We start from the raw sequence: 25276 nt of genomic DNA on the forward strand, positions 1-25276 counted from the left end.
TTTATATCATTAGAGATTTCTTCTAAAGAAATATGATAATTTGTTATATCATAAAAAATATTAGTGTATTGATTATTAATCTTACTTAACTCTATAAAAGGAGCTCGCTTTTTCTCACAAAGCGCCCAATGAAGAGCCCTTGCCTTATCATTGCTATAAATAAATTTCATAATTTATAGAAAGTCCCACGTTGTTTATAGTAAGTTGAAAAACGATTAGGGTTGGAATCTACATAATAAAACAAAATTAATATCCTATCATCAATAAGACATAGGATAATTACATCACAAAAATAACGATTATAGATTTAGCTAAATGTTTGGTAAACTAGCCATTTATAATGACTAAAAAAGCTAAACAACTAATCCAACTCAACTACAACATACTCGCTCAACTCATTTTTAATTAATCCTCCTTATTTAGCACATAATGAAAATAAAAATAATTTTCTTTTTTATTTTTTAGCGTACAATCAAAATCATCCACTCACTTAGGTAATGTTATGTTATACAATAACAAATACATACATCATCATAATTGTCATAGTAATTGTCAAAATATAGCACACAATCATGTACAGATGCCTCATGATATAAATTGTCATCAAGAATCCACGCCTTGTTGCGGAGGAGATACTCATACTACCAAATCCCAAAATAACTTTGGCGATCCTCCAGAAGATCCTGATAGGCAAAACCAACATGTTAAATTAACGTGGAAAATAGCCGGTATGGATTGTGCCAGTTGTGCTCAAAAAATTGAAAATGGTTTAAAAACCTTACCTAATATTAGCCAAACAAAGATGATATTTTCTACCGAAAAATTAATGGTTTTTGTTCCCCAAAAGAATCAGGAAATTATTCAATTAATTGAAAATAAAGTTATCGAGTTGGGTTATAAACCTATTTTCGAGCCTTCCAATAAGCATTCGCATCATCACGATCATCATCATTTTGACAAAAAGGCACTAATCCCTTTAGTTGTATTAGGAACTTTAATTGTGATGAGTTATATCCTGTTATTATATAATCAAACTATTGGCGAATATGCATTTATGGCAACCGCAATAATAGGGTTAATTCCTATTTTGAAAGAAGCATTGGTTTTAACGCGCAGTGGTACACCATTTGCGATTGAGTCGTTAATGAGCGTGTCAGCTATTGGTGCTTTATTTATTGGGGCAGCCGAAGAAGCCACCATGGTCATTTTTTTATTTATGATTGGTGAAATGCTAGAAGGTATTGCAACAAGTAAAGCAAAAAAAGGCATTTCCTCGCTCGCTCAGCTCATGCCCGAAGAGGCTGTAATAATCATTGACGGAGCACGAAAAACCGTTGCCAGTCATAGTTTAAAACCCAATGATATTATTGAAATTTCATCAGGAGGGCGGTTGCCTGCTGATGTGATTTTGATGAGCGAACAAGCCAATATTGATGAAAGCGCATTAACTGGCGAATCCATTCCGGTTAATTATCTTTCAGGCGATAAGATTTTGGCTGGTTCGTTGGTGGTTGATAATACAATTCAACTTAAAGTGGTATCAGAAGTCGGACAAAATGCGGTTGATCGTATTTTACAGATGATTGAAGATGCCGAGGAGCGCAAAGCGCCTATTGAACGTTTTATTGATAAATTTAGCCGTTACTATACGCCTACAATTGCTTTATTTGCACTATTGGTAATTGTTGTGCCACCTTTGTTGTTCAATGCTGATTGGTATACTTGTTTTTATCGTGGCTTGACGTTGTTATTAATTGGTTGCCCTTGTGCGCTTGTAATTTCAACCCCTGCGGTGATAACTTCGGCCTTGTCGAATGCGGCAAAGCAAGGTGTGCTAATTAAAGGTGGAGCAGCATTAGAGCATATTGGTTCGGTTAAACTGGTTGCGTTTGATAAGACTGGTACCTTAACTGAAGGTAAACCACAAGTAACCGATGTGATTCCTCAAGATATTTCCAAAGAACAATTATTAACAACGGTTGCCTCGATTGAAAGTGGTTCGCATCATCCTATTGGTAAAGCTATTGTTGATTACGCATTACAAAATCAGTTAAGCATTAATCAGGCCGATAATCGTAAAGCAATTGTGGGAATTGGTATTCAAGGCGAGATTGATAATCAGATTTTTTATATTGTTTCTCCAAACAAAGTTGCGACCGTTTCAACGCCTTTAAATGATGAACACGCTAAAATCATTGCGGAACTTGAAAGTGCAGGTAAAACCGTGGTGGTTGCGGTAACAAATCAACAACTGATGGGCATTATTGCTCTGCAAGATATGTTGCGGTCAGATGCAAAGACTACAATACATGAACTTAATCAGCTTGGTATTAAATCTTTGATGCTAACAGGTGATAATGCACGAGCGGCTAAAGCTATTGCCGATCAGTTAGGTATGGAATACCGCGCTGAACTGTTGCCTGCCGATAAGTTGATTACCATTGAAAAGCTCCACAACACAACGTCAATTGCTATGGTAGGTGATGGTATTAATGATTCGCCAGCCATGAAGGCCGCAACGGTGGGTATTTCCATGGGAAGTGGCACAGATGTTGCGCTAGAAGCTGCCGATGCCGCATTAACTAAAAATAGCTTACTCAGTTTACCTAAGTTAATTCGTTTGACTCGCTTTGCGAGTCGTAATATTAAACAAAATATTACCATTGCATTAGGAATTAAGCTGATCTTTTTGATTACCAGTTTGTTTGGTTTTACTGGACTGTGGCTAGCAGTGTTGGCTGATTCAGGCACGACTGCGATTGTGACTGCTAATGCCCTTCGGGTTTTGACATTTAAAAAATAAAAGTTAAGAATATATTTACTTAATCTATTCCGCTTGTTACAAGCGGAATAGTTATTTTAAATAATTTTAAGTTTATTATTCATCAATTCTTAATGATATTTCGCCACCAATATGGGCATTAATTTTACCGTTTTGTTCTAACAATAAAGCGCCTTGCTCGTTGATGCCTTTTGCAATGCCGCGAATGGTATTATCACCAATTAATAGTTTTACTAGTCGATTGGCAAAGTTATCTAGTCTATTCCAATCATGAATAAATGGTGCTAAACCATGTTTTTCAAATTCGATTAATTGACTTCTTAAGACTTTGGCGACTTGAGCCACAAGTAAATTACGATCAACATTACCTAAATTAGCCCATTTTTGGTTAACTATGTTGGTATCGGGGTTTGTCATGGTTAGATTGACACCAACACCAATCACTACATGGGCACAATCACCAGTTTTACCGGCGAGCTCAACTAAAATACCTGCTAACTTTTGGTCGTTAAGGTAAAGATCATTTGGCCATTTAACTTTGATCTCTTGGCCTGATAATGTGCGTAAGGTATCGGCAAGTACTATCCCTACCACCAAACTTAACCCCATTGCCGCGGCTACGCCTTGATCTAATCGCCAATACATCGAGAAGTATAAATTGCTACCAAAAGGTGAAAACCATTTTCGCCCACGTCTTCCTCTCGCTTTTGATTGAAATTCAGCCACACAGCAATCACCTGATGTTAATTGCCCTATTCGATCAAGCAGATATTGGTTGGTTGAATCAATAATCGGTAATACTTCACACTGACTATTCGACTGGTAATACTGGTCAATTTTAGCTTTATTAAGCAAATTAAGAGGAGAAGCCAAGCAATAGCCTTTACCTTGTACTGACGTTAATACTATCCCCCACTCGCGCAGTTGTTTGATATATTTATTAATACCAGCACGTGTTATGCCGAAAATGGTTGCCAATTCTTCGCCTGAATGGAACTGTCCATCGGCCAATATTTCAATTAATTTAAGTGGATTTTTGTGGCTGCGCATCCGTTCCTCTTTTTTTAACTAATAAGATAACGAAGTATAACGAAATTATAGCAAAACTAACAAATAAATAGGTATTACTCGTTTTATCCATGATGAATGCTATCACCGCAGGAGCAACTAGGCTACCTAAAGTGTTAGTTAATAGCATTGCTTGATTCATAGCCACAATATTTTGCTTTTTAACACATGAGCAAGCCCAAGCCATCGATATGGGATAAATGGTGTAAATGGTTGCACCTAATAAGATAATTGCCAACGCACCAAACCAATTAAATATTAGCATGATACATGCAACCAACATAAGCAGTGATTCAATTAGCAATACAATTTGCCGTCCAAATTTGTCGGCACACCAATTGGCAGGCATTTGTGCTGCCACTCCTGATAAAATAAGTAAAATCATCCAATTAGCAACTTGAATATCGCTATAACCCAAGTGTGAATAATAAACTGGTAACAGTGAATATAACGACCCAATTAACATACCAGCAATAACGCAACCGGTTAACCCAAGCCGAGAGGGTTTATTTAATATCATTGGCATAATGTCAAAGCTGCTTTTTTTTCTTTTTGGTAATTTATAATGTGTACGCAAAATAAATAAAATCGCAAGCCCCATCAGTAACATAATAACCAATCCAAAATACAAGACATCTTGTGGAAAATACTGTAACAAAGCTTGCCCCAAAACCGTGCCTAAATAATAAGTGGTTAAATAAACTGCAAGCATTTTCCCACGTGTATGCACTGGACCGGTGAGTAATATGCAACTTTCAATCACCACCCAAGTGACAGCGCATGCAATGCCAATAAAAAAGCGCCACATTACCCAGCTATAAAAATTCATTGAAAAACTTAAACCAATAGTTGCAATAGCAAAAATAATGCAACTATAGGTATAAGTGTGTCGAGCATTAAATTTACTAATAAACCAATTGGCAAAAACAGTACCAATCAAGTTACCAGTAAAATAGCTTGATCCCACAAGACCAATTTGCCCAAGCGAAAACTCATTACGCACTAGCCACAATGGCACTTGCGTATTGAGAGCTGACAACGAGATAGTCACAAAGAGTAAACTCGTTAATAAAATAGGAAATGAATACGAATGTTTCATAATGTTATCGCATATAATTTATGGGTTATGTTTTGCGGGCAATTATAATTTGATATTAATTATAAATAACTGTCAGCATTAATTTCGCCCGAGTTGCCGATAAATCGGATTTCTGGCGATAAACTCACCAAGAATTTTTGTAATACACATTTTTTTATATAACGAGCTAATTCAACTACATCTTGCGCTGTTGCTTGGTTTTTGTTAACTAATACAAGCGCTTGTTGTTGATGCACGGCAGCTCCGCCTATTTGATAGCCTTTTAGACCACACTGATCGATAAGCCAACCTGCGGCCAATTTTGATTGATGATTGGCTTGTGGATATATTGGCATATTCGGATAAATTTCAAGTAGCTTATCTGCCTCAATTTTATCGACCACGGGATTTTTAAAAAAGCTCCCTCCATTACCAAGAACTTTTGGATCGGGCAATTTACTGCGGCGAATTTCGCACACTTTATCAAAGACCCTTTTTGGGGTGACATTTTTTGGATCAAAGTTTCGTAATTCACCATAAGTTAGTACTGGTTGCCACAGTTTGGGTAATTTGATACCAACATTGATGACCGCATAACCTTGCAAATATGCTTTTTTAAAGATGCTTTCACGGTATCCATATTGACCATCGGTAACTGTGATGATTTTACCTGTAGCAAGCTCAAGCAGTTCTACATAATCAGCAATGTTTTGAAACTCAACACCGTAAGCACCAATGTTTTGAATAGGCGCCGAACCAACACAACCCGGAATTAATGCGAGGTTTTCAAGTCCTGATATATCTTGCGCAATAGTTGTTGATACTAAATCATGCCAAATTTCGCCAGCCCCCACTTTTAAATGCCACGCTTGTTCGGTTTCGGTTATGGTAATACCTTTTAGGCGATTAACAATAACAATACCATCAAAGTCACAGGTAAAAAGAGTATTACTGCCTTCACCAATAATTATAATAGGTAAATTTTGAGAGTTATCTTGCCAAACTCGTTGTAATTGTTCGACTGTAGTGATCGTGACAACTTTTTGTGCAAAAACAGTTAGACCAAATGTATTAGGAATTTTTTGTTTCATTGATAACTACCTTTATTTTTGTGAAAATAGATGTCCAAAAGTCAATCGATTTTATGTGTTATTTTTATAGTTTGGACTCTATTGCATTTGCTGATTATATTACCACATTGGTTAAGCTTATTTGATTAATTATTTAATCGCGAATAATTTTAATTTTTCTTTAAATTTACTATTAATCGTGCACTTCATAAAACTAGTCTATTTACTTTTTTTCGACAAAAGTGTGACTATTATCAAATTCATCACATTATTTATACAAATATTCAACTAAAGTAACGCTTAAATCTTTTTTGTTTTTTGTTATCGTGTATTATAACTAACCAAGCGATGTTTTTTATAAATTATAGTCTGAATTACTTATTGCTAGCGCGAAAAACAACCACTGTTATTTAATTAGCAGTTATTGATTATATTGTTTGTGCGCAAGTTAAGTTTTGCTTATGAGTTAGAGGAAATTATGAAAAGAGTTTTTATTATGATCCTAGATTCCTTTGGAATCGGCGGCGCTGAAGATGCCAAAAAATTTGGAGATGAAGGTGCAGATACATTGGGTCATATCGCTGAGTTTTGTGCATTAGGTAAAGCGGAACAAGGTCGAAGTGGACCATTGAAATTACCTAATCTAGGAAAATTAGGCTTAATAGAAGCCGCCTATGAGTCAACTGGAGCATATCCTAAAGGCATGATGACAGAAGGCGAAATTATTGGTTCATATGGTTATGCCAGTGAAATCTCATCAGGTAAAGATACACCTTCAGGACATTGGGAAATTGCAGGTGTACCAGTCCTTTTTGACTGGGGCTATTTTACTAATACCACTAACAGCTTTCCTCAAGATCTTTTAGATAAGATTATTTCTCGCGCAAAACTTCCCGGTTATCTTGGTAATTGTCACTCATCAGGCACGATTATTCTTGATGAGCTTGGTGAAGAACATATGGCGTCTGGCAAACCTATTTTTTATACTTCTGCTGATTCAGTCTTCCAAATTGCCTGTCATGAAGAGACATTTGGCTTAGATAGACTTTATGAAATTTGCGAAATTGCTCGTGACGAACTGAATAAAGGTAACTACAATATTGGTCGCGTTATTGCTAGACCATTTGTTGGTAAAAAAGCAGGTGAATTTGTGCGTACGGGTAATCGTCACGATCTTGCTGTTGAACCACCAGCGCCAACGATAATTAAAAAGCTGGTTGATGAAAAACACGGTACTGTAGTGTCAATCGGTAAAATCGCCGATATTTATGCACAAGTTGGGATTACTAAAAAAGTGAAAGCGACCGGTATTGAAGCTTTATTTGATGCATCACTTGAAGAAATCAAACAAGCTAAAGATAACACCATTGTATTTACTAATTTTGTCGATTTTGACTCCTCTTATGGTCACCGCCGTGATGTATCGGGTTATGCTGCTGCGTTAGAATATTTTGATCGTCGCCTTCCTGAGATGTTGGCACTTATTAAACCCGGCGATCTGCTTATTATTAGTGCCGATCATGGTTGCGATCCAACTTGGCCTGGTACTGATCATACTCGAGAACATATCCCTGTCATTGTTTATGGAGATAGTGTGCCAGTTGGATCTTTAGGTCATCGTGAAACATTTGCCGATATTGGGCAAAGTGTTGCCGATTATTTTGATTTATCGCCAATGGATTACGGTAAATCATTTATAAAAAAATAAGTAATTTAAGTTCAAATAATATCGATTTAGAAACAAATATCAGGAGAAGTTGATGTCTACCCCGCATATTAATGCCATTGATAATGCTTTTGCAAAAACCGTTTTAATGCCTGGCGATCCGCTACGAGCAAAATTCATTGCAGAAACCTTTTTAGAAAACGCACAAGAAATTACTAATGTAAGAGCCATGTTAGGTTTTACGGGTTATTACAAAGGTCAAAAAGTTTCAATTATGGGGCATGGAATGGGCATTCCATCTTGTTCAATTTACGCAACTGAACTGATTAAATTTTACGGTGTTGAAAACATCATTCGTATTGGTTCGTGTGGTGCAATTAGTCCTAATGTTAACGTGGGTGATGTTATTGTTGGTTTGGGCGCTTGTACCGATTCAAAAGTCAATCGCTTACGTTTTAAAGATCATGATTTTGCCGCTATCGCCGATTTTGATTTAACTTATAATGCCGTTAATGCCGCAAAAAAATTAGGTGTAAATGTTAAAATTGGTAATCTTTTTTCTGCAGATCTTTTTTATAGTGTTGAACCTGATATGTTTGATGTTATGGAAAAGTACAATATTTTAGGCGTTGAAATGGAGGCTGCCGGCATTTATGGGGTTGCTGCCGAATATGGTGCAAAAGCACTGGCCATTTGCACGGTTTCAGATCATATTCGAAAAGGCGAAGCAATGTCAGCAGAGCAAAGACAGTTAGGCTTTAAAGAAATGATCACCGTTGCATTAGAGTCTGTTTTATTAAATCAAAACTAAAAAATGGCAGGAAATCTGCCATTTTTTATTTTGATCAAATAATTATTTTATTAATATTTGGATAATAGGTTATACAAGATCGCGTTTATTAAGGAATCATAAATGAATATTAAGTTTCAACTTAAAGTTATATTTTTCTTGCAATTTTTTATCTGGGGAAGCTGGTTAATCACCCTAGGTTCTTACATGATGCGTAAATTAGCATTTACTGGTATTGAAGTAGGAGCAATATATGGAACAATGGGCATCGCTTCATTATTCATGCCAAGCTTACTTGGTATTGTCGCTGACAGATGGATACCTGCTAATCGTTTGTATATGCTTTGTCATTTAATCGGTGCGATAACGCTATTTATTGCGGCTTCTGTCACATCACCTTTCATGATGATGATAGTGATACTTGTTCATTGCTTAGCTTTCATGCCTACTATCGCCATTTCAAATTCAATCTCTTATTCATGCTTAGAATCACAAGGACTTGATGTCATTACTCAGTTCCCTTGTATCAGAATTTTTGGCACGATCGGTTTTATTGTTGCCATGTGGCTTGTGAGTTTTTTACAGTTAGAACTTAGTAGTATGCAACTTTATATCGCTGCTGCATCTTCTTTGTTACTCAGCCTTTATTCATTTTCATTACCATTAATTCCAACAACAAAAAACACGAATGATGAAAAAAACATCATTAGCTCATTAGGATTAGATGCTTTTGTTTTATTCAAACAACCTAGAATGGCTATTTTCTTTTTATTTGCAATTTTATTAGGTGGCATTTTACAAATCACCAACACCTTTGGTAATCCATTTTTACATGATTTTGAAAAATTTCCTGAATATGCCGATAGCTTAGTGGTTAAGTATCCTTCCGTACTATTATCTATTTCTCAAATTTCAGAAGTGGTATTTATTTTATTTGTACCTTTCTTTATGAAACGTTTAGGTATCAAATACGTTATGCTAATTAGTATGTTTGCTTGGGTTGCACGTTTTGGTTTATTTGCTTATGGTGATCCATCTCCAGTCGGTTTTATACTATTACTTCTTTCAATGATTGTTTATGGTTGTGCCTTCGACTTTTACAATATATCAGGTTCAATGTATGTTGAAAAATCCGTATCGCCAACTATTCGTAATAGTGCTCAAGGACTATTTATGACCATGACCAATGGGCTTGGTGCTTATTTAGGTTCGGTAATTAGTGGCTTTGTAGTCGATCATTACACAACTACAAGTGGCATTGATTGGCAAACAGTCTGGCTTGTTTTTGCAAGTTATGCTTTGGTTCTAGCTATTGTGTTTATGTTGATTTTTAAAAACGAGAATCCTAATCCACAAGCAACCATAAATTAATAATTCATTGAGTGGTTGTTCATTCCCGCCACTTAATCAATATGCAGGCAGCAATATTAGTTGTTGCCTTTTGCTAGCACAAAATTAGCTTAAAAATATGATTTACCAAACAAAAATATAAATAAGTAATGCAAAATGTATGGCGGGAGGATGTCTTATCAAGGTAAAATACCCTAGCTTATAATTAGCAACAATAAATATGCTATTTTTAGCTTTGATAAGTGTTTTAATGTCATTATTACTAAAACCATTTAGCTCATTTTAAATAGATTAAATACCTAATGAACGATCAAATAATACCCAAAGTCATATTACATGAGCACATTGAAGGGAGCATTACTCCTATTATGGCTCAAAAGTTAGCTGATAAAAATCAAATCCCCTTTCCTAGTTCTTTATGTTATAAAAAGGGAGAATATGATGAGCAAGAGTATCAAAATGGACGTTATCGATATGATGAAACAAATTTCATAGAATTTATTCAAACTTATGATACTGTTTCTCATTTTTTAAAAACTCCGGAAGATTATTATTTAATTACATTTGATTTTTTGAGTAGAAATGCCAAACAGGGACTAATCTACTGTGAACTTTTTATCTCTCCTTACCATATCTGTGCAACCGAAATTGATGGCAAGATGACTTGGGATAAAGAACGATTCCAACAAACCTTAACACAAATGGATAAAGCCATTATTGACGTCCGAAAAAATCATAATATTACCGTTAGGTATCATGTTATCGGCGTTCGACATCTTGGTGCTAAAATTGTCCATGAAACATTAAAATTTATTGAAAATAATCATCACCGTTTTATTACTGGATTCAACATTGCAGGCAATGAAAGAGCAGGTCATTTCGATGATTTTCAAGATTCACATCAATTAGCATCTAAATTAGGCTTACAAAAATCTTATCATGCAGGCGAAATTGAGCCAGCAGAAAGCATCATTCAAGCATTAAAACATGGCGCAACAAGAATTGGGCACGGCATTAAAGCCATTGATGATCAAAATCTAATTAATGAACTGATTAAGAACAACATCACCCTAGAAGTTGCACTCACCAGTAATCGTATTTTGGTTAATGAACTACACGGCGATATCTATCAGCACCCAATAAGACGGCTTTATGACCAAGGGGTTCGCATTACTCTCAATACGGATGATGCCGGAATTTTCGGCACCGATATTGAAAAAGAATATAACATTGCCCAATCCATATTTGCATTTTCACGATTAGAATTGCTTGACATAACGCTGTGTGGCGTTCAGGCCGCATTTGCCGAAGAATCGGTTAAGAGTCGTTTGATAGGGCATGTTTTTTCATGTTTTACCTCTAATGATAAACAAGTGATGAAAAAATGCATTAATGATAAGAAATATCATCCAGCAATCATTAAACGATTTTTAGAATATCAAAAGCAGTTACTAGCCATGCCCGTTAACTAATTTAGTTATCAGAATGATAGGAGATTCGCATGAAAAAAAATAAACGCATCCTGACCTTTTTATCCCTATTTATTTCCGGTATTGCTAATGCTGCAACAGTCGATTTAAGAATTATCGAAACGACTGATTTACACGGCAATATGATGAATTATGATTATTTTAAAGATCAAACTATTGATTCATATGGGTTAGTTAAAACTGCCAATTTAATTCATCAAGCAAGAGGTGAAGTAAAAAATAGTGTTCTTGTAGATAATGGTGATTTAATTCAAGGTAGCCCAATGGCTGATTATGCAGTTGATAAAGGCCTTAGTGAGGGCGAGATACACCCAGTATATAAAGCACTCAATACCCTTGATTATGTTGTTGGTAATATTGGTAACCACGAATTTAATTTTGGATTGGAATTTCTGAAAAAAAGCCTTTCTGGAGCTAAATTTCCTTACATTAATGCCAATGTCTATGATGCTAAAACCAATAAGCCATATTTCAAGCAATATATTATTGTAGATACTCCTGTTATTGATAGAGATGATAATAAGCATACTATCAAAATTGGTTATATCGGTTTTGTCCCACCACAAATTATGCAATGGGATAAGCTTAACCTTAATGGCAAAGTTGTTGTCAAAGATATTACTGAAACCGCTAAATTATTAGTACCGGAAATGAAAAAACAAGGCGCTGATGTCATTATTGCAATTCCACACTCTGGCGTGTCGGCTGAACCTTATAAAGCGTTAGCTGAAAATTCAGTTTATTACTTAAGCCAAGTAAAGGAAATTAATGCAATTATGTTTGGTCACTCACATGGCGTCTTCCCAAGTGAAGAATTTGAATCACTTCCTAATACTGATATAAAAACTGGAAATATCAATCATGTTCCCGCGGTCATGCCAGGACAATGGGGAAGCCATTTAGGCGTAGTGGATTTAGTTCTAACGGGAGATAAATCCAATTGGCAAGCTATTTCAGGGAAATCTGAAGCACGGCCCATTTATGACCAAACGAATAAAAAAGCCTTAGTTGAAGCTGATCAAAAACTCGTTGATATTCTAACAACAGACCACCAAGGTACGCGTAAATTTGTAAGTAAACCTATTGGTAAAGTTTCAACCGATATTACTAGCTATTTAGCGCTAGTCGAAGATACATCAGCCTTACAAATTATTAATGATGCACAAACCGATTACGTTAAGCAATTTATTCAAGGCGATCCAGATCTGGATGGCCTGCCAGTTTTATCAGCTATTGCACCATTTAAAGCTGGTGGCAGAAAAAACGATCCAAGCGCTTTTGTTGACGTAAAAAAGGGTGATCTTACCTTTAGAAATGCAGCAGATATCTATCTGTATCCTAATATTTTATCTGTAATTAAAATTACAGGCAAAAATATAAAAGAATGGCTTGAATGTTCTGCGGGTATGTATAACCAAATAGATATTCATACAGCAAATCCGCAATATCTAATTAATTGGGATAAATTTAGAACCTATAATTTTGATACAATTGATGGTGTAAATTATCAAATCGATATCACCAAACCTCCACGTTATGATGCTAATTGCCAGTTAATCAATCCAACATCTGAAAGAATAACTAATTTGACATACAAACAAAAACCACTTGATCCTAATCAAATGTTTTTAATTGCTACAAATAATTATCGAGCTTATAGCGGCATATTCCCAGGTACTGGCGAAAAAAATGTTAAATTTAATTCACCAGATGATTTAAGAGTGATCCTGTCAGCTTATATCACTAAGGTTACTAAACAAGAAGGATCGGTCAATGTTATTGTTGATAACAACTGGCAAATTGCGCCAATATCGAGTGAAACCAAATTAGATATTCGTTTTGAATCATCCCCTACTGATGAAGCTAAAACTTATATTGAAAAACATTCACTATACCCTACTGAATTTATCGAAAAAGATAAATTAGGTTTTGGTGTTTATCGATTAGATTTACAGTCATCAGCTAACGCTCAACCTAAAATTTAATTAATATTATTACGAAACAAAGGATTCTCAATATGAAAATTGAAAAACTCATTGAACTCGCTAAAACTGCTCGCTCTAAAGCTTATGTTCCTTACTCCAAATTTCAGGTTGGTGCAGTATTAATCACTGAAGATGATGAGGCGATTTTAGGTTGCAATGTTGAAAATGCCTCTTATGGCCTAGCCAATTGTGCAGAACGTACCGCTATTTTTAAAGCAGTTTCAGAAGGTAAAAGAAAATTTAAAAAATTAGTGGTAATTGGTGATACTGACGGTCCAATTTCGCCTTGTGGAGCTTGCCGTCAAGTAATCAGTGAGTTTTGCGCTAAAGATATGCCAGTTATTTTAACGAATATGCAAGGTAAAATCCAAGAAACCACTGTTGGTGAATTGTTACCTTGGTCTTTTTCGCCAAGTGATTTAGATTAGTTTTGCTTGTGAGCAATGTAATTTTAGCTATCTTGAAAATAAAAAGAAATTGATACTTATTGTTAGCTAGGATTAGCCTTCTCATCAAGCTAAATTATGGATGAGAAGAATATAATCCTAATTTATTGATATTAAGAGAGACGAATAATGAGATTTGTAGATATTATTGAAAAAAAACGTGATGGACATGCATTAACCACTGATGAAATTCAATTTTTTATTACTAACTACACTAATGGTACCATCCCTGATTACCAAGTTAGCGCTTTATTAATGGCAATTTATTATCAAGGTATGACATCAAAAGAATGTGCGGATTTAACCAGTGCCATGATGTATTCAGGTGATACTGTTGACCTATCATCAATAAAAGGAATTAAAGTCGATAAACATTCAACTGGTGGTGTGGGTGACACCACAACATTAGTACTTGCTCCTTTAGTTGCAGCATTAGATGTGCCGGTCGCTAAAATGTCAGGACGTGGGCTTGGGCATACTGGTGGCACCACCGATAAATTTGAGTCGATTGCGGGATTCAAAATTGAATTAAGCAAACAAGATTTTATTAATCAGGTGAATACCAAGGGTTTAGCAGTAATCGGTCAGTCAGGTAATTTAACACCAGCCGATAAAAAGCTCTATTCACTACGTGACGTAACTGGCACCGTTAATTCTATTCCACTTATTGCAAGCTCAATTATGAGTAAAAAATTAGCTGCTGGTGCTGATGCTATTGTGCTTGATGTTAAAACCGGTGATGGCGCACTAATGAAAAATATGGTTGATTCAGAAAAATTAGCTCACGAAATGGTCAATATCGGTAACCAAATTGGCCGCAGAACCATGGCTATTATTTCAGATATGTCACAACCACTTGGTTTTGCAATTGGTAATGCACTTGAAATAAAAGAAGCGATTGATACTTTGAAAGGTAAAGGTCCTGCTGATTTAACTGAGCTAGTTTTAACATTAGGTAGCCAAATGATTGTGCTTGCCAACAAAGCGAAAACATTAGAAAAAGCCAGAGCTAAACTCCAAGAGGTCATAAAAAATGGTAAAGCAATTGAAAAATTTAAGACCTTAATTGAAGCGCAAGGCGGTGATAGCTCGGTTGTTGATCATCCTGAAAAATTAGCAAGCGCGCCATACCAAATCGCACTACCTGCGCAAAAATCAGGCTACATTACAAAGATTATTGCGGATCAAATTGGCATTGTTGCAATGCAATTAGGCGCGGGGCGAGCAACCAAAGATGATATCATCGATCCAGCGGTTGGAATCGTATTACATAAAAAAGTCGGCGATAAAGTTGATGAGGGTGAAGCTTTATTAATGATTCATGCCAATACTGATAAGCTTGATGCAATCAAACAAAAATTGTATGACAATATTATTGTTAGTGATAGTGCAAGCGAGCCACAATTGATTTATAAAGTGATTACGGAGTAGTCATTATAATAAGGATTTAGGAGGAACCATGTTTCAGCCAAAATTAAATAAAAAAATATCACTACTTATTGTTTTGAGTATGTTTTCAGCTAATGTTATAGCGACTGTTTTGAACAAAAAACCAACAATACCCACTTGGGAAAAGAACACAATTTATCAATTTACTATTCTACATACTAACGATCACCACGGCCGTTTTTGGCAAAATGATATTGGTGAATATGGACTTGCTGCACAAAAAACAGTCGTTGATAAAATAAGAAAGGAGGTAGCTGCTAAAGGCGGAAAATTGTTGCTTCTATCTGGCGGTGATATTAATACTGGCGTTCCTGAATCCGATGTACTTCAAGCAAAACCTGATTTTTTAGGTATGAATGAAATTGGCTACAATGCGATGGCTGTGGGTAATCATGAATTTGATCACCCTTTAACGATTATTCGTGAACAACAAAAATGGGCAAATTTTCCTTTTCTATCTGCAAATACTTACTTTAAAGGCACCGATAATCGTGTTTTTGATGCCTACGCAACATTTGATTTAAATGGTATTAAAGTGGCAGTATTTGGATTAACCACGGATGATACAACTTTTTTAGCTTCACCTAAAAATACTGATGGCATTGAATTTCATAAAACCTTACCCGAGGCGCAAAAAATTATAGCTCAGATAAAAAAGATGGAACATCCTGATATGATTATTGCTTTAACGCATATGGGACATTATGAAAATGGCGAACATGGTTCAATGGCGCCTGGAGATGTTGAATTAGCCCGCAGGTTAAAAAGTGGTGAATTAGATATGATTGTGGGTGGTCATTCACAAAATCCCGTTTGTATGGCAAGTCCAAATAAGCGCATTACCGAATATGTCCCAGGAACCCCTTGTGCACCCGATCAGCAAAACAGGACTTGGATTGTTCAAGCGCATGAATGGGGTAAATATGTTGGACGTGCAGATTTTACCTTTTTAAACGGCAAAATAACTTTGCAAAATTATCAACTAATCCCTATCAATTTAAAAAAAGAAGTCGATAATGGTGATGGTACAAAACGCCTTGAATATTACAGTGAAGAGATATTACAAGATAAAAAATTACTCGAAAATCTAAAGCCTTATCAAGAACAAGGAAAGCAACACTTACTAATTAAAAGCGGAGAGTTATCCGGCCGACTTGAAGGTGATCGTAATATTGTAAGATATCAACAAAGCAATATGGGACAATTATTGCTTAGCGCTTTTATTGAAAAAACCGGTGCTGATATGGGGATTATGTCAGGTGGTATGATTCGCGATTCATTAATTGAAGGTAATATTACTTATCGCGATATTTTAAAAGTTGAGCCTTTTGGTAATAACGTTGTTTATTTTGATCTGACGGGTAGTGAATTAATTGATTACCTCAAAGTAGCTCTTAACAAAAAACCAGGTTCTGGCGGATATGCGCATATGAAAAATATCACCTTGACACGATCAAACAATAACATTGAAGATATAAAAATTAAAAATGAGCCTATCGATTTACAAAAATCATATCGCATAGTTACGCTAGACTTTTTAGCTGCTGGTGGTGATGGTTACCCAATAACCAATACTTCACCAACTTATGTTGATACGGGTTATCGTGATGCTGATGTAGTAAAACAGTATTTTGAGAAATACTCTCCTATTAATGCATCAAATTATGAACCAACACCATTTATTTTTGAAAAATAAGTACTGAGGTAGCTATGAACATGACAGAATTTCAACTAAATTGTTATAATATAGTGACTGATCCTAATCTATCACCTAAACAAAAATCCCATTTACTTGCACTTGCAGCAGAAAATAATTTACCTTATGTAAATCTAGATAGTGAAACCCGACATGCTTTAGATGAACGTGTGATTTGCGATATGTATGAAGGTCATGCGCCCTATAAGCCCCGCTATGTGCTACCTGATTATGCTAAATTTTTAAAGCAAGGTTCAAAATGGCTAGAACTTGAGCCAGCAAAAACATTTGATGATGCATTAAATATGCTTACCATCATTTATCATCACGTTCCTTCTGTAACTGGTATGCCTGTTTATTTAGGCTGTTTAGATCAAATATTACTCCCTTATGTTGGCAATCTAACAGAAAATGAAGTTTATGAGCGATTAAAGCGCTTTTGGATTATGCTTGATCGTATTTTACCAGATGCATTCATGCATGCCAATATTGGGCCAACAGATAATGTGATCTGCCACGTTATTTTACGTGTTGATCGCGAACTTAAACAAGTTGCTCCGAATATAACGTTTATTTATGATGAAGATATCACGCCAGAATCGTTACTCAATACCGCAATTGAGAATATTTGCGAAACAGCAAAACCCCATATTGCTAATAATATGATGATTAAAAAAGATTTTGATGAAAAAGGCTACGGTGTGGTGAGCTGTTATAACTCACTGCCTGTTGCTGGTGGTGGGAGCACATTATCCAGAATTAATTTGAAAGAAGTGGCATTACGTAGTCAAGATATTGATGATTTTTTAAAACATGTTCTTCCGCACTACTGCCAATTACAGATGAATTTAATTCAAGCAAGATCAGTATTTCTTTTTGAAAAATCTAACTTTTTTAGCAATAGTTTTTTAGTTAATGAAGGATTAATTGACGCAACTCGATTCGCACCAATGTTTGGTATTTATGCGATGGCAGAAGCGATCAATATTTTACAAGAAAAATCAGGATTGGCAGGATGTTATGGTAAAAACGAAGGGGCCAATGAGCTAGCTTCAACAATTTCTAAACAACTTGCTGAATTTGTTGATAATCATAAGGTTAACTATGCTTGGAAAGGAAAGGCGATGTTACATGCGCAATCGGGCATCAGTTCCGATAGAGATGCTACACCAGGTTTACGCATACCTTATGGACATGAACCTGATCCTGTTACACACATTATGGCATTATTTAAACACCATAAATATTACACCGCTGGCATTAGTGATATTTTAACGATTGATGAAACGATAAAAAATAACCCATTAGCATTAGTACAAATTTGTAAAGCCGCATTTAAATTTGGTTTCCGTGAATTTACTGCTAATATCAGTGGTAATGATCTTGTGCGAGTAACTGGCTATATGGTAAGACTATCGGATATCAAAAAATATAAACAAGAAGGATCGCGGATTAATACGACATTTTTAGGTAGCGAAGCAGCCGAAGCGCCTGACAACAAGAGTTACTTATGTCGCACACCTCGAGTAATCAGCTATGAACAAGCCATGGGCAATCATTAATAAACTGTTACCCTTTTCTTGTGTTGACGGACCAGGAAACCGGTTAGTCATATTTTTACAAGGCTGTAATTTTAAGTGTTTAAATTGCCACAATCCTTATACTATTTCGCCGTGTAAGGATTGTGGTGATTGTGTGGCAATTTGCCCGCATCAAGCGTTAACATTTATCAATAATAAAGTTATCTGGCAATCTTCACAATGTGAGCAATGTGATACATGTATTAATACTTGTCGTCACAGTTCTACTCCAATGACCTATCAATATAGTGTTGAAGATGTTTTACTTGAGATCCGCAAATACTTGCCTTTTTTGAATGGTATTACCATTAGTGGTGGCGAAGCGACATTACAGTTACCTTTTATTGAAAGACTTTTTCATGCTGTTAAACAAGCCGAGGATTTAAAGCACCTTACCTGCTTTATTGATAGCAATGGTTACTTAGTGAAAACAGGTTGGCAAAAAGTAGAAAACGTAATGGATGGTGCGATGATCGACCTTAAAGCTTGGGATGATGATGTACATAAAAAACTCACGGGTAAAGGCAACCTACGAGTGAAAGAAACCATTAAATATCTTTCAGAAGTTAACAAATTATATGAAGTAAGGTTTTTAATTATTCCAAAACAAACCGATCTACAAGACAATGCTAAAAACATTGCAGAATTCTTAATGGATTTGGATCCTAATATTCGAATAAGAATTAATGCATTTCATAATCATGGAGTGCACGGTATCGCTAAAACATGGTCTGTAGCCACTAAACAGCAAGTCGAACTTTTTGCAGAACAATTAGAACAAAATGGGTTAAATAAAATTACCTTACCATCTGTATATTTATAATCTATTTTGCTGAAATTGAGTAATAACGGATTAAATATACGTTACAGAGGTGGAGGAGCTTTCCTCCTCTTTATTATTTTGTTTGACTCAACTTATTGTGATATATTACAAGAAATATTTGCCAGCATGTGATAACTTACTATTTGCTTTTTTTAAATGCTGCAGCAAATGCGTTCCCCATCGCGCTGTTGCCTAATGATGGCGTATTATTTTGTTTGTTGGTATGTGAGCGACTTTTAGAAGATCGACTATCTTCCTGTTTAGTTGATGAAGCAGGATCATCAAGACGCATGGTTAAAGCGATACGTTTGCGAGGAATATCTACTTCAATCACTTTCACTTTAACAATATCACCAGCTTTCACAACAGTTCTTGGATCATCAACAAACTTATCTGACAGTGCCGAAATATGCACTAAACCATCTTGGTGAACACCAATATCCACAAAAGCGCCAAAGTTGGTTACATTGGTTACCGCGCCTTCCAGAACCATGCCAACTTTTAGATCTGTCATGGTTTCGATATCATCAGCAAATTGAGCAGTTTTAAATTCAGGTCTTGGATCACGGCCTGGCTTGTCGAGCTCTTTAATAATATCTGTGACTGTTGGTACACCAAAATGGTCATCAATATAATCAACTGCGTTAAGTGATTTTAAATAATTTGTGTCACCTAGAATATCTTTTAATGATTTATGATTTTTTTCTAAAATTCGCTCTACTACAGGATAAGCTTCGGGGTGAACGGCTGATGCATCAAGCGGATTTTTACCATCCATAATTCTTAAAAAGCCAGCACATTGTTCAAAGGCTTTAGGACCTAAACGCGAAACTTTTAATAACTGCTTACGATCAGTAAATTGCCCATTTTCATTACGCCAATCAATAATATTTTGGGCAATCACTTTATTAAGTCCGGCAATACGTGCAAGTAGCATCATTGAGGCGGTATTTAAATTGACACCAACCGCATTTACACCATCTTCAACAACCGCATCAAGTTTTTTAGCTAACTGAGTTTGGCTTACATCATGCTGATATTGACCAACACCGATTGATTTAGGATCAATTTTAACAAGCTCTGCCAAGGGATCTTGTAATCGTCTTGCAATTGATACCGCACCACGGATCGATACATCAAGATCGGGGAACTCTTGTGCTGCAAGTTCAGAAGCTGAATACACTGACGCCCCTGCCTCGCTGACAATAACTTTTTGACCTTTAACTTCTGGGTATTTTTTTTGAACGTCGAGATAAAAACGCTCTGTTTCTCTCGATGCCGTACCATTACCAATAGCCACTAATTCGACTTGGTATTTAATACAAAGCGATGCCACTATCATGGCTGCTTTATCGGCTTGACCTGTATGCGGATAAATCGTTTCGGTCGCGACTAATTTACCGGTTGCATCAACAACAGCAATTTTGACGCCTGTACGTAATCCAGGATCCATCCCCATGGTCACTTTCATACCAGCTGGAGCAGCCATTAACATATCATGCAAATTGGCAGCAAATACGTTGATCGCCTCTTCTTCGGCGCGTTCACGTAATGTTGTCATTAATTCGGTTTCCATGTGCATTAGAATTTTGATGCGCCATGTCCAATTAATAACGGCTTTACGCCATTTATCTGCTGGCTGATCATTAAAATGAACATCTAAATATTCAGTGATGATTTGTTCACAATAACTTTCTTTTGGTGTTTCTTCAAATTGTGGATCGGCATTTAACGAGAGTTGTAAAAATCCTTCATTTCGACCACGAAACATCGCTAAAGCTCGATGAGAAGGCACTTTTGAAATAAGTTCACTTTGTGCAAAATAATCTCGAAATTTTGCGCCCTCTTCTTCTTTGCCACTCACCACTTGTGAAACTAAATGCGCATTATTCCAGAGATAATGCCGTACTTTTGCCAGTAATGCTGCATCTTCAGCAAATCGCTCCATTAAGATATAACGTGCACCATCTAATGCAGATTTAGTATCCGCAATACCTTTGTCCAAATTGATATACTTTTCCGCTTCAATTTCCGGATCAAGTATTGGGTTTTGCCATAAGTCATTAGCTAATGGTTCAAGACCCGCTTCAATAGCTATTTGACCACGAGTACGACGCTTAGGTTTATAAGGCAAATAAAGATCTTCAAGTTCGGTTTTACTTAACGTTTGTATGATACTTTGGCTTAATTCTGGTGTTAATTTACCTTGTTCTTCAACTGACTTTAAAATCGTTTGTTTGCGATCTTCAAGTTCACGTAAATAGCTCAATCGGCTATCTAAAGTGCGTAATTGAGTATCGTCAAGGCCTCCTGTCACCTCTTTCCGATAACGGGCAATAAATGGAACGGTACTACCTTCATCCAATAATTGGATTGCAGCTAAAACTTGCTCTGGTTTTACCGTCAGCTCACCAGCTATAATATGGCTAATTTGTTTATTAATCATGGTTATTTATCTATTTTTTAACATGTGGTAATTATATACCTATCTTCGTTTTTGTTGCAATTCAACGAATTTGATCAGTTATCTAAAAATAGCTCTACTTATCATTAATTTTTATTGAGTAAATGAATATTAAATAAAACTCATAATTAAACTCACCATTTTATTTAGCAACACATATCCCATAATAATCATAACCAGTTCCCCAAGTCGTTACATTATTATCATACAATGCTTCTATTCATATTTACATAAATAGCATTGCCATTACTTGGTGAAATTCCACTGATCCAACCATAGGTTTGATTATAAAAATTAGCTCCTAAAAATACGCCATTGCCCCCCATTCAGTAAGTAATCCATGGTGAACAGCTCTTTTATAATTATGATGAGGATGAAAATTATCACTTAAACTATTTAACCTAGCATTACTCAAATCCCTAACATTTGCTTGTCGATAATTGCCTAATCCTTCACACCACTCTTTTTGCTGAGCAGGCCAAGCAACAAAATCCCCTCGATTAATAAACCACTGCGTTATTCTAAATTTATCAATGAGCTTCAAACCCTGTTTTGTTGTGCCAATTAATTCAATATCAACAGGTAAGTTGGCTGTTGGTGCTGTAGCTTTATCTTCAACTTTACTTGATGAGTCAGGGCATTTTAACGTGACAAGCACCATATTCTTGTTATCATAAACTTTGAACCCTTTTGAGCTTGGGCTTCTGTTTTTTGTATACTTGCGGTAATTGCATTAAGCGAACTATCATCAACATTTGATGTTTTTACCATCCATGTTGTTGTATCTAATGTATTATCTATTCCATTGATCACTAAATAAAAATAAAGCCCATTTGCACCTGTAGATGGGAAATTATCTAAATAATCAGATTGTGGTATATGACCATTGTTAGTTGCTGGGTCAAAAATGCTTTTATCACCATAGGTATAGCCTCCACCAGCATAAGATATATTTGGGCTGGCATATTTAATTGCTTCGCCACCTATTTTGATATGAAATCTTCGATAAGGAGTCTTAGTTATGGCTATCTTATTATCTGGGTAATTCTGAGAGTTTGGCACACCATACTTTGTATTCAAAGAAACAGAGCCACTTACTTTAATATATGGGTAAACGCCATTTTTCAATAATGTACTAAATGTCGTTGTTGTCTGAGCTGCTGTTAATTTAACCTCATTGTTATCTGAATCTTCATAATACCATACTAGAGAAAGAGGATGGGCTGTATCTTCTGATAAAGAAATATCACCATCACCATCAACATCTATTACATCTGTATTTTGAGGTTGTTTGATTGCAGAGGATAATTTCAAACTCACTGGAGTTTTAGTCGCAATATTAATGCCTAGTGCAGAATCCAAATCGTTTGTATTAAAATAAGTTTTTCCATCATAGGTAACACCAAAATAATCAAATTCAGCATTCGATTCAATACTATTTTCAATCGAAGTAATAAAGCGAGGGCTGTGTCCTTCAATAACATTAGTGGTAACAGCCGATAATGCTAAAGACTCTGTTGAGAAAAAACTTACAAAAAAAACTAAGTTAAAAGCTAATTGGTACCGTGTAGCCATATTAATACCTAATAATAATTTTAAGTTATATAAAATCTGTTATTGAATTTCAATGATTGTTGAATTAAACCTATTTATGTAGTGCACATAACTTAATATAATTATTAGGTAAACCATTTATCATTAATAGAAGAAAAAAAACGAAAAACCATAACAAAACTTTGTTTTTATCTTTGCGACACAATTTAAATCAAAAACAACAAAATAAAAACAACAAAAACATGTGAAATACATATTAAATACTCGATTAAATACTAAAATACATAAAATAAAATGAAAAGGACGTTAAATTATGCGAATAGCAAATTATATAACAAGAGAAGGGTATTTAGCGCTCGAACACGAATTAAAATATTTGTGGAAAGAAGAAAGGCCTAAAGTTACCCAAGCAGTATCTGATGCAGCGGCCCTTGGCGATCGCAGTGAAAACGCCGAATATATCTATGGCAAACGAAGGTTGAGAGAAATCGATAGGCGGGTTCGTTTTCTAACTAAACGATTAGAATCACTGACAATTGTCGATCCTAATCCAAAACAGGAAGGCAGAGTATTTTTTGGTGCATGGGTAAAATTAGAAGATGAAAAAGAAAATCTACATATTTATCGTATTGTAGGAACGGATGAATTTGATCCTAAAAAAAATTGGATATCGATTAACAGCCCTGTAGCAAGAGCGCTAATAGGGCATAAAATTGATGATGAAATATCGGTCATTACACCAAACGGTAAAACGTATTATTATGTTGTTGATATTAGTTATCGGGATTTTGTGTAAAATTGAACCAATTTATCGCATTTTGTGTTTCAATGTATGAATTCGAAATGATTAACGCTATAATTTTGAAAAACTAATTAAATGCTTAACTTTATGATTGCCGTTAACCAGCTCTTTATCTACCCAATTAAGTCAATGCAAGGTATTGCGTTAGCTAATGCTAAATGTGTTCATGGTGGTTTTGAACATGATCGCATTTTAATGCTAAGTGAACCAGATGGTACATTTATTACTGCAAGGCGGTATCCTGAACTTTTAAAAGTTAAAACGACAATAATTGATAATCAGATAGAAGCTTCATTACCAACCAATGAGTCGATAGCAATTAATTTTGATGAATTTTCGCAAAGTAACGAAGCTACAGAAGTTTGGGGAAATCACTTTACATCACATATTGCGCCAATTAAAGTGAATCAATTTTTTAGTCATTTCCTTCAAAAAGATGTTCAATTACGCTGGATCGGCAAACAATTAAATCGTCGAACCAAGCGCTATCCTGATGTGCCAGTTAGCTTTGCTGATGGTTATCCTTATTTGTTGTTAAATCAAGCTTCATTTAATTATCTTGAGCGACATTGCCCTGAAAAATTGGATATTCGACAATTTCGAGGCAATATTGTTATTGATGGCGCATTGCCTTTTGCTGAAGATGGATGGAAGACCATTAAAATTGGCGAGGTGATTTTTGATATTGTAAAACCTTGTACTCGTTGTGTATTAACCACTTTCAATGTCAATGCAGCAAAAGCACTACACAATAATGAACCTTTAACAACATTAGCACATTTTCGTTCTGATTCAGAAGGTGACATTGATTTTGGGATGAATATGATTGCCCGAAACAGTGGAACGGTGTCTATCGGTGATAAAATTGAAATACTTGAACGACAAACAGCCAAAAACTACCTTAAAAATCTTCCTAAAAAAGCACAAAAAGACATTCAGCCTTGCACTATTACTTATAAAAATCAGAAAATTATAGGTAATAATCAACAAACTATTTTAGAACAGCTTGAACAACAGCATATTGCCCTACCCAATTCTTGTCGGGCTGGCGTATGCGGGCGTTGTTTAGTGGTTTTGGAAAAAGGAGAAGTAGAAGCATTGACTTCATCAGCGATAAAAAAGAATAAGCAAATTTTAGCCTGTAGTTGTATACCAAAAGGGGATATCGCAATAGAATTTAAAA

Annotated in this window: 19 protein-coding genes; 13 read left to right on the forward strand and 6 right to left on the reverse strand. The window is 35.5% G+C overall.

Features of this window, described 5'->3' with window-relative positions:
- The first annotated feature begins 502 nt into the window (after nt 1–502).
- Nucleotides 503–2803: a zinc/cadmium/mercury/lead-transporting ATPase gene (locus A9G30_RS09200; protein ID WP_081295788.1), complete on the forward strand. Its 2301-nt coding sequence runs from the start codon at nt 503–505 to the stop codon at nt 2801–2803.
- 75 nt (nt 2804–2878) lie between these two features.
- On the opposite strand, the gene birA is transcribed toward A9G30_RS09200, so the two are convergent.
- Genes birA through murB form a run of 3 tightly spaced genes read right to left on the reverse strand, consistent with a single transcriptional unit; the run spans nt 2879 to nt 6019 of the window.
- A complete protein-coding gene (birA, locus tag A9G30_RS09205) occupies nt 2879–3832 on the reverse strand; it encodes a bifunctional biotin--[acetyl-CoA-carboxylase] ligase/biotin operon repressor BirA (RefSeq protein WP_065582916.1) in 954 nt (317 codons plus the stop codon).
- Complete coding sequence (locus tag A9G30_RS09210; protein ID WP_065582917.1) at nt 3807–4949, reverse strand: MFS transporter; 1143 nt, start codon at nt 4947–4949, stop codon at nt 3807–3809. The genes birA and A9G30_RS09210 overlap by 26 nt, the downstream gene beginning before the upstream one ends.
- Before the next feature lie 59 nt (nt 4950–5008).
- Nucleotides 5009–6019 (reverse strand): UDP-N-acetylmuramate dehydrogenase, encoded by a 1011-nt coding sequence (gene murB / locus A9G30_RS09215; RefSeq protein WP_065588754.1) that lies wholly within the window; start codon nt 6017–6019, stop codon nt 5009–5011.
- Nucleotides 6020–6476: 457 nt separating this feature from the next.
- Here murB and A9G30_RS09220 point away from each other — a divergent pair, with 457 nt between their 5' ends.
- From A9G30_RS09220 to A9G30_RS09265, 10 genes are all read left to right on the forward strand, one after another.
- Entirely contained in the window at nt 6477–7706 is a 1230-nt protein-coding gene (locus A9G30_RS09220) for a phosphopentomutase (RefSeq protein ID WP_065588755.1), read from the forward strand.
- A 52-nt stretch (nt 7707–7758) separates the two neighbouring features.
- Nucleotides 7759–8475 (forward strand): purine-nucleoside phosphorylase, encoded by a 717-nt coding sequence (deoD, locus tag A9G30_RS09225; protein ID WP_065588756.1) that lies wholly within the window; start codon nt 7759–7761, stop codon nt 8473–8475.
- A gap of 102 nt (nt 8476–8577) precedes the next feature.
- A complete protein-coding gene (locus tag A9G30_RS09230) occupies nt 8578–9825 on the forward strand; it encodes a nucleoside permease (protein WP_065582921.1) in 1248 nt (415 codons plus the stop codon).
- Nucleotides 9826–10106: 281 nt separating this feature from the next.
- Nucleotides 10107–11276 carry an adenosine deaminase gene (gene add, locus A9G30_RS09235; protein WP_081295789.1) on the forward strand — a complete coding sequence of 390 codons (1170 nt, stop codon included), beginning with the start codon at nt 10107–10109 and terminating at the stop codon, nt 11274–11276.
- Nucleotides 11277–11305: 29 nt separating this feature from the next.
- The gene (locus tag A9G30_RS09240) at nt 11306–13279 is read left to right on the forward strand and encodes a bifunctional 2',3'-cyclic-nucleotide 2'-phosphodiesterase/3'-nucleotidase (RefSeq protein WP_065588757.1); all 1974 of its coding nucleotides are present in this window, start codon (nt 11306–11308) and stop codon (nt 13277–13279) included.
- Nucleotides 13280–13302: 23 nt separating this feature from the next.
- Nucleotides 13303–13707: a cytidine deaminase gene (locus tag A9G30_RS09245; RefSeq protein ID WP_442902724.1), complete on the forward strand. Its 405-nt coding sequence runs from the start codon at nt 13303–13305 to the stop codon at nt 13705–13707.
- 147 nt (nt 13708–13854) lie between these two features.
- Nucleotides 13855–15156 carry a pyrimidine-nucleoside phosphorylase gene (locus tag A9G30_RS09250; RefSeq protein WP_065588758.1) on the forward strand — a complete coding sequence of 434 codons (1302 nt, stop codon included), beginning with the start codon at nt 13855–13857 and terminating at the stop codon, nt 15154–15156.
- A 79-nt stretch (nt 15157–15235) separates the two neighbouring features.
- Nucleotides 15236–16870: a bifunctional UDP-sugar hydrolase/5'-nucleotidase UshA gene (ushA, locus tag A9G30_RS09255; protein WP_065588764.1), complete on the forward strand. Its 1635-nt coding sequence runs from the start codon at nt 15236–15238 to the stop codon at nt 16868–16870.
- 14 nt (nt 16871–16884) lie between these two features.
- Nucleotides 16885–18432, forward strand: a complete 1548-nt coding sequence (locus A9G30_RS09260) for a YjjI family glycine radical enzyme (protein ID WP_442903450.1) — start codon at nt 16885–16887, stop codon at nt 18430–18432.
- Complete coding sequence (locus A9G30_RS09265; protein WP_065588760.1) at nt 18407–19273, forward strand: YjjW family glycine radical enzyme activase; 867 nt, start codon at nt 18407–18409, stop codon at nt 19271–19273. Before A9G30_RS09260 ends, A9G30_RS09265 begins: the two co-directional genes overlap by 26 nt.
- A gap of 139 nt (nt 19274–19412) precedes the next feature.
- Here A9G30_RS09265 and A9G30_RS09270 read toward each other — a convergent pair whose 3' ends face one another.
- The 3 genes from A9G30_RS09270 to A9G30_RS09280 all read right to left on the reverse strand — a co-directional run bounded on the left by A9G30_RS09270 (nt 19413) and on the right by A9G30_RS09280 (nt 23312).
- On the reverse strand, nt 19413–21719 hold the full coding sequence (locus A9G30_RS09270) for a Tex family protein (RefSeq protein WP_065588761.1): 2307 nt from the start codon (nt 21717–21719) through the stop codon (nt 19413–19415).
- 319 nt (nt 21720–22038) lie between these two features.
- Entirely contained in the window at nt 22039–22398 is a 360-nt protein-coding gene (locus A9G30_RS09275) for a hypothetical protein (protein WP_065582929.1), read from the reverse strand.
- On the reverse strand, nt 22380–23312 hold the full coding sequence (locus A9G30_RS09280; RefSeq protein ID WP_065588762.1) for a hypothetical protein: 933 nt from the start codon (nt 23310–23312) through the stop codon (nt 22380–22382). The genes A9G30_RS09275 and A9G30_RS09280 overlap by 19 nt, the downstream gene beginning before the upstream one ends.
- A 292-nt stretch (nt 23313–23604) precedes the next feature.
- Between A9G30_RS09280 and greB the strand changes: the two genes are divergently transcribed.
- Together greB and A9G30_RS09290 are read left to right on the forward strand one after the other, a co-directional pair.
- On the forward strand, nt 23605–24087 hold the full coding sequence (gene greB, locus A9G30_RS09285; protein WP_065568126.1) for a transcription elongation factor GreB: 483 nt from the start codon (nt 23605–23607) through the stop codon (nt 24085–24087).
- Between the two features lie 81 nt (nt 24088–24168).
- Nucleotides 24169–25276, forward strand: a 1108-nt coding sequence (locus A9G30_RS09290) for a YcbX family protein (RefSeq protein ID WP_218057817.1), incomplete at its 3' end; no start/stop codon positions are given.

It is taken from the genome of Gilliamella sp. Fer4-1, assembly GCF_001690515.1.
In the GTDB taxonomy this organism is placed as follows: domain Bacteria; phylum Pseudomonadota; class Gammaproteobacteria; order Enterobacterales; family Orbaceae; genus Gilliamella; species Gilliamella apicola_C.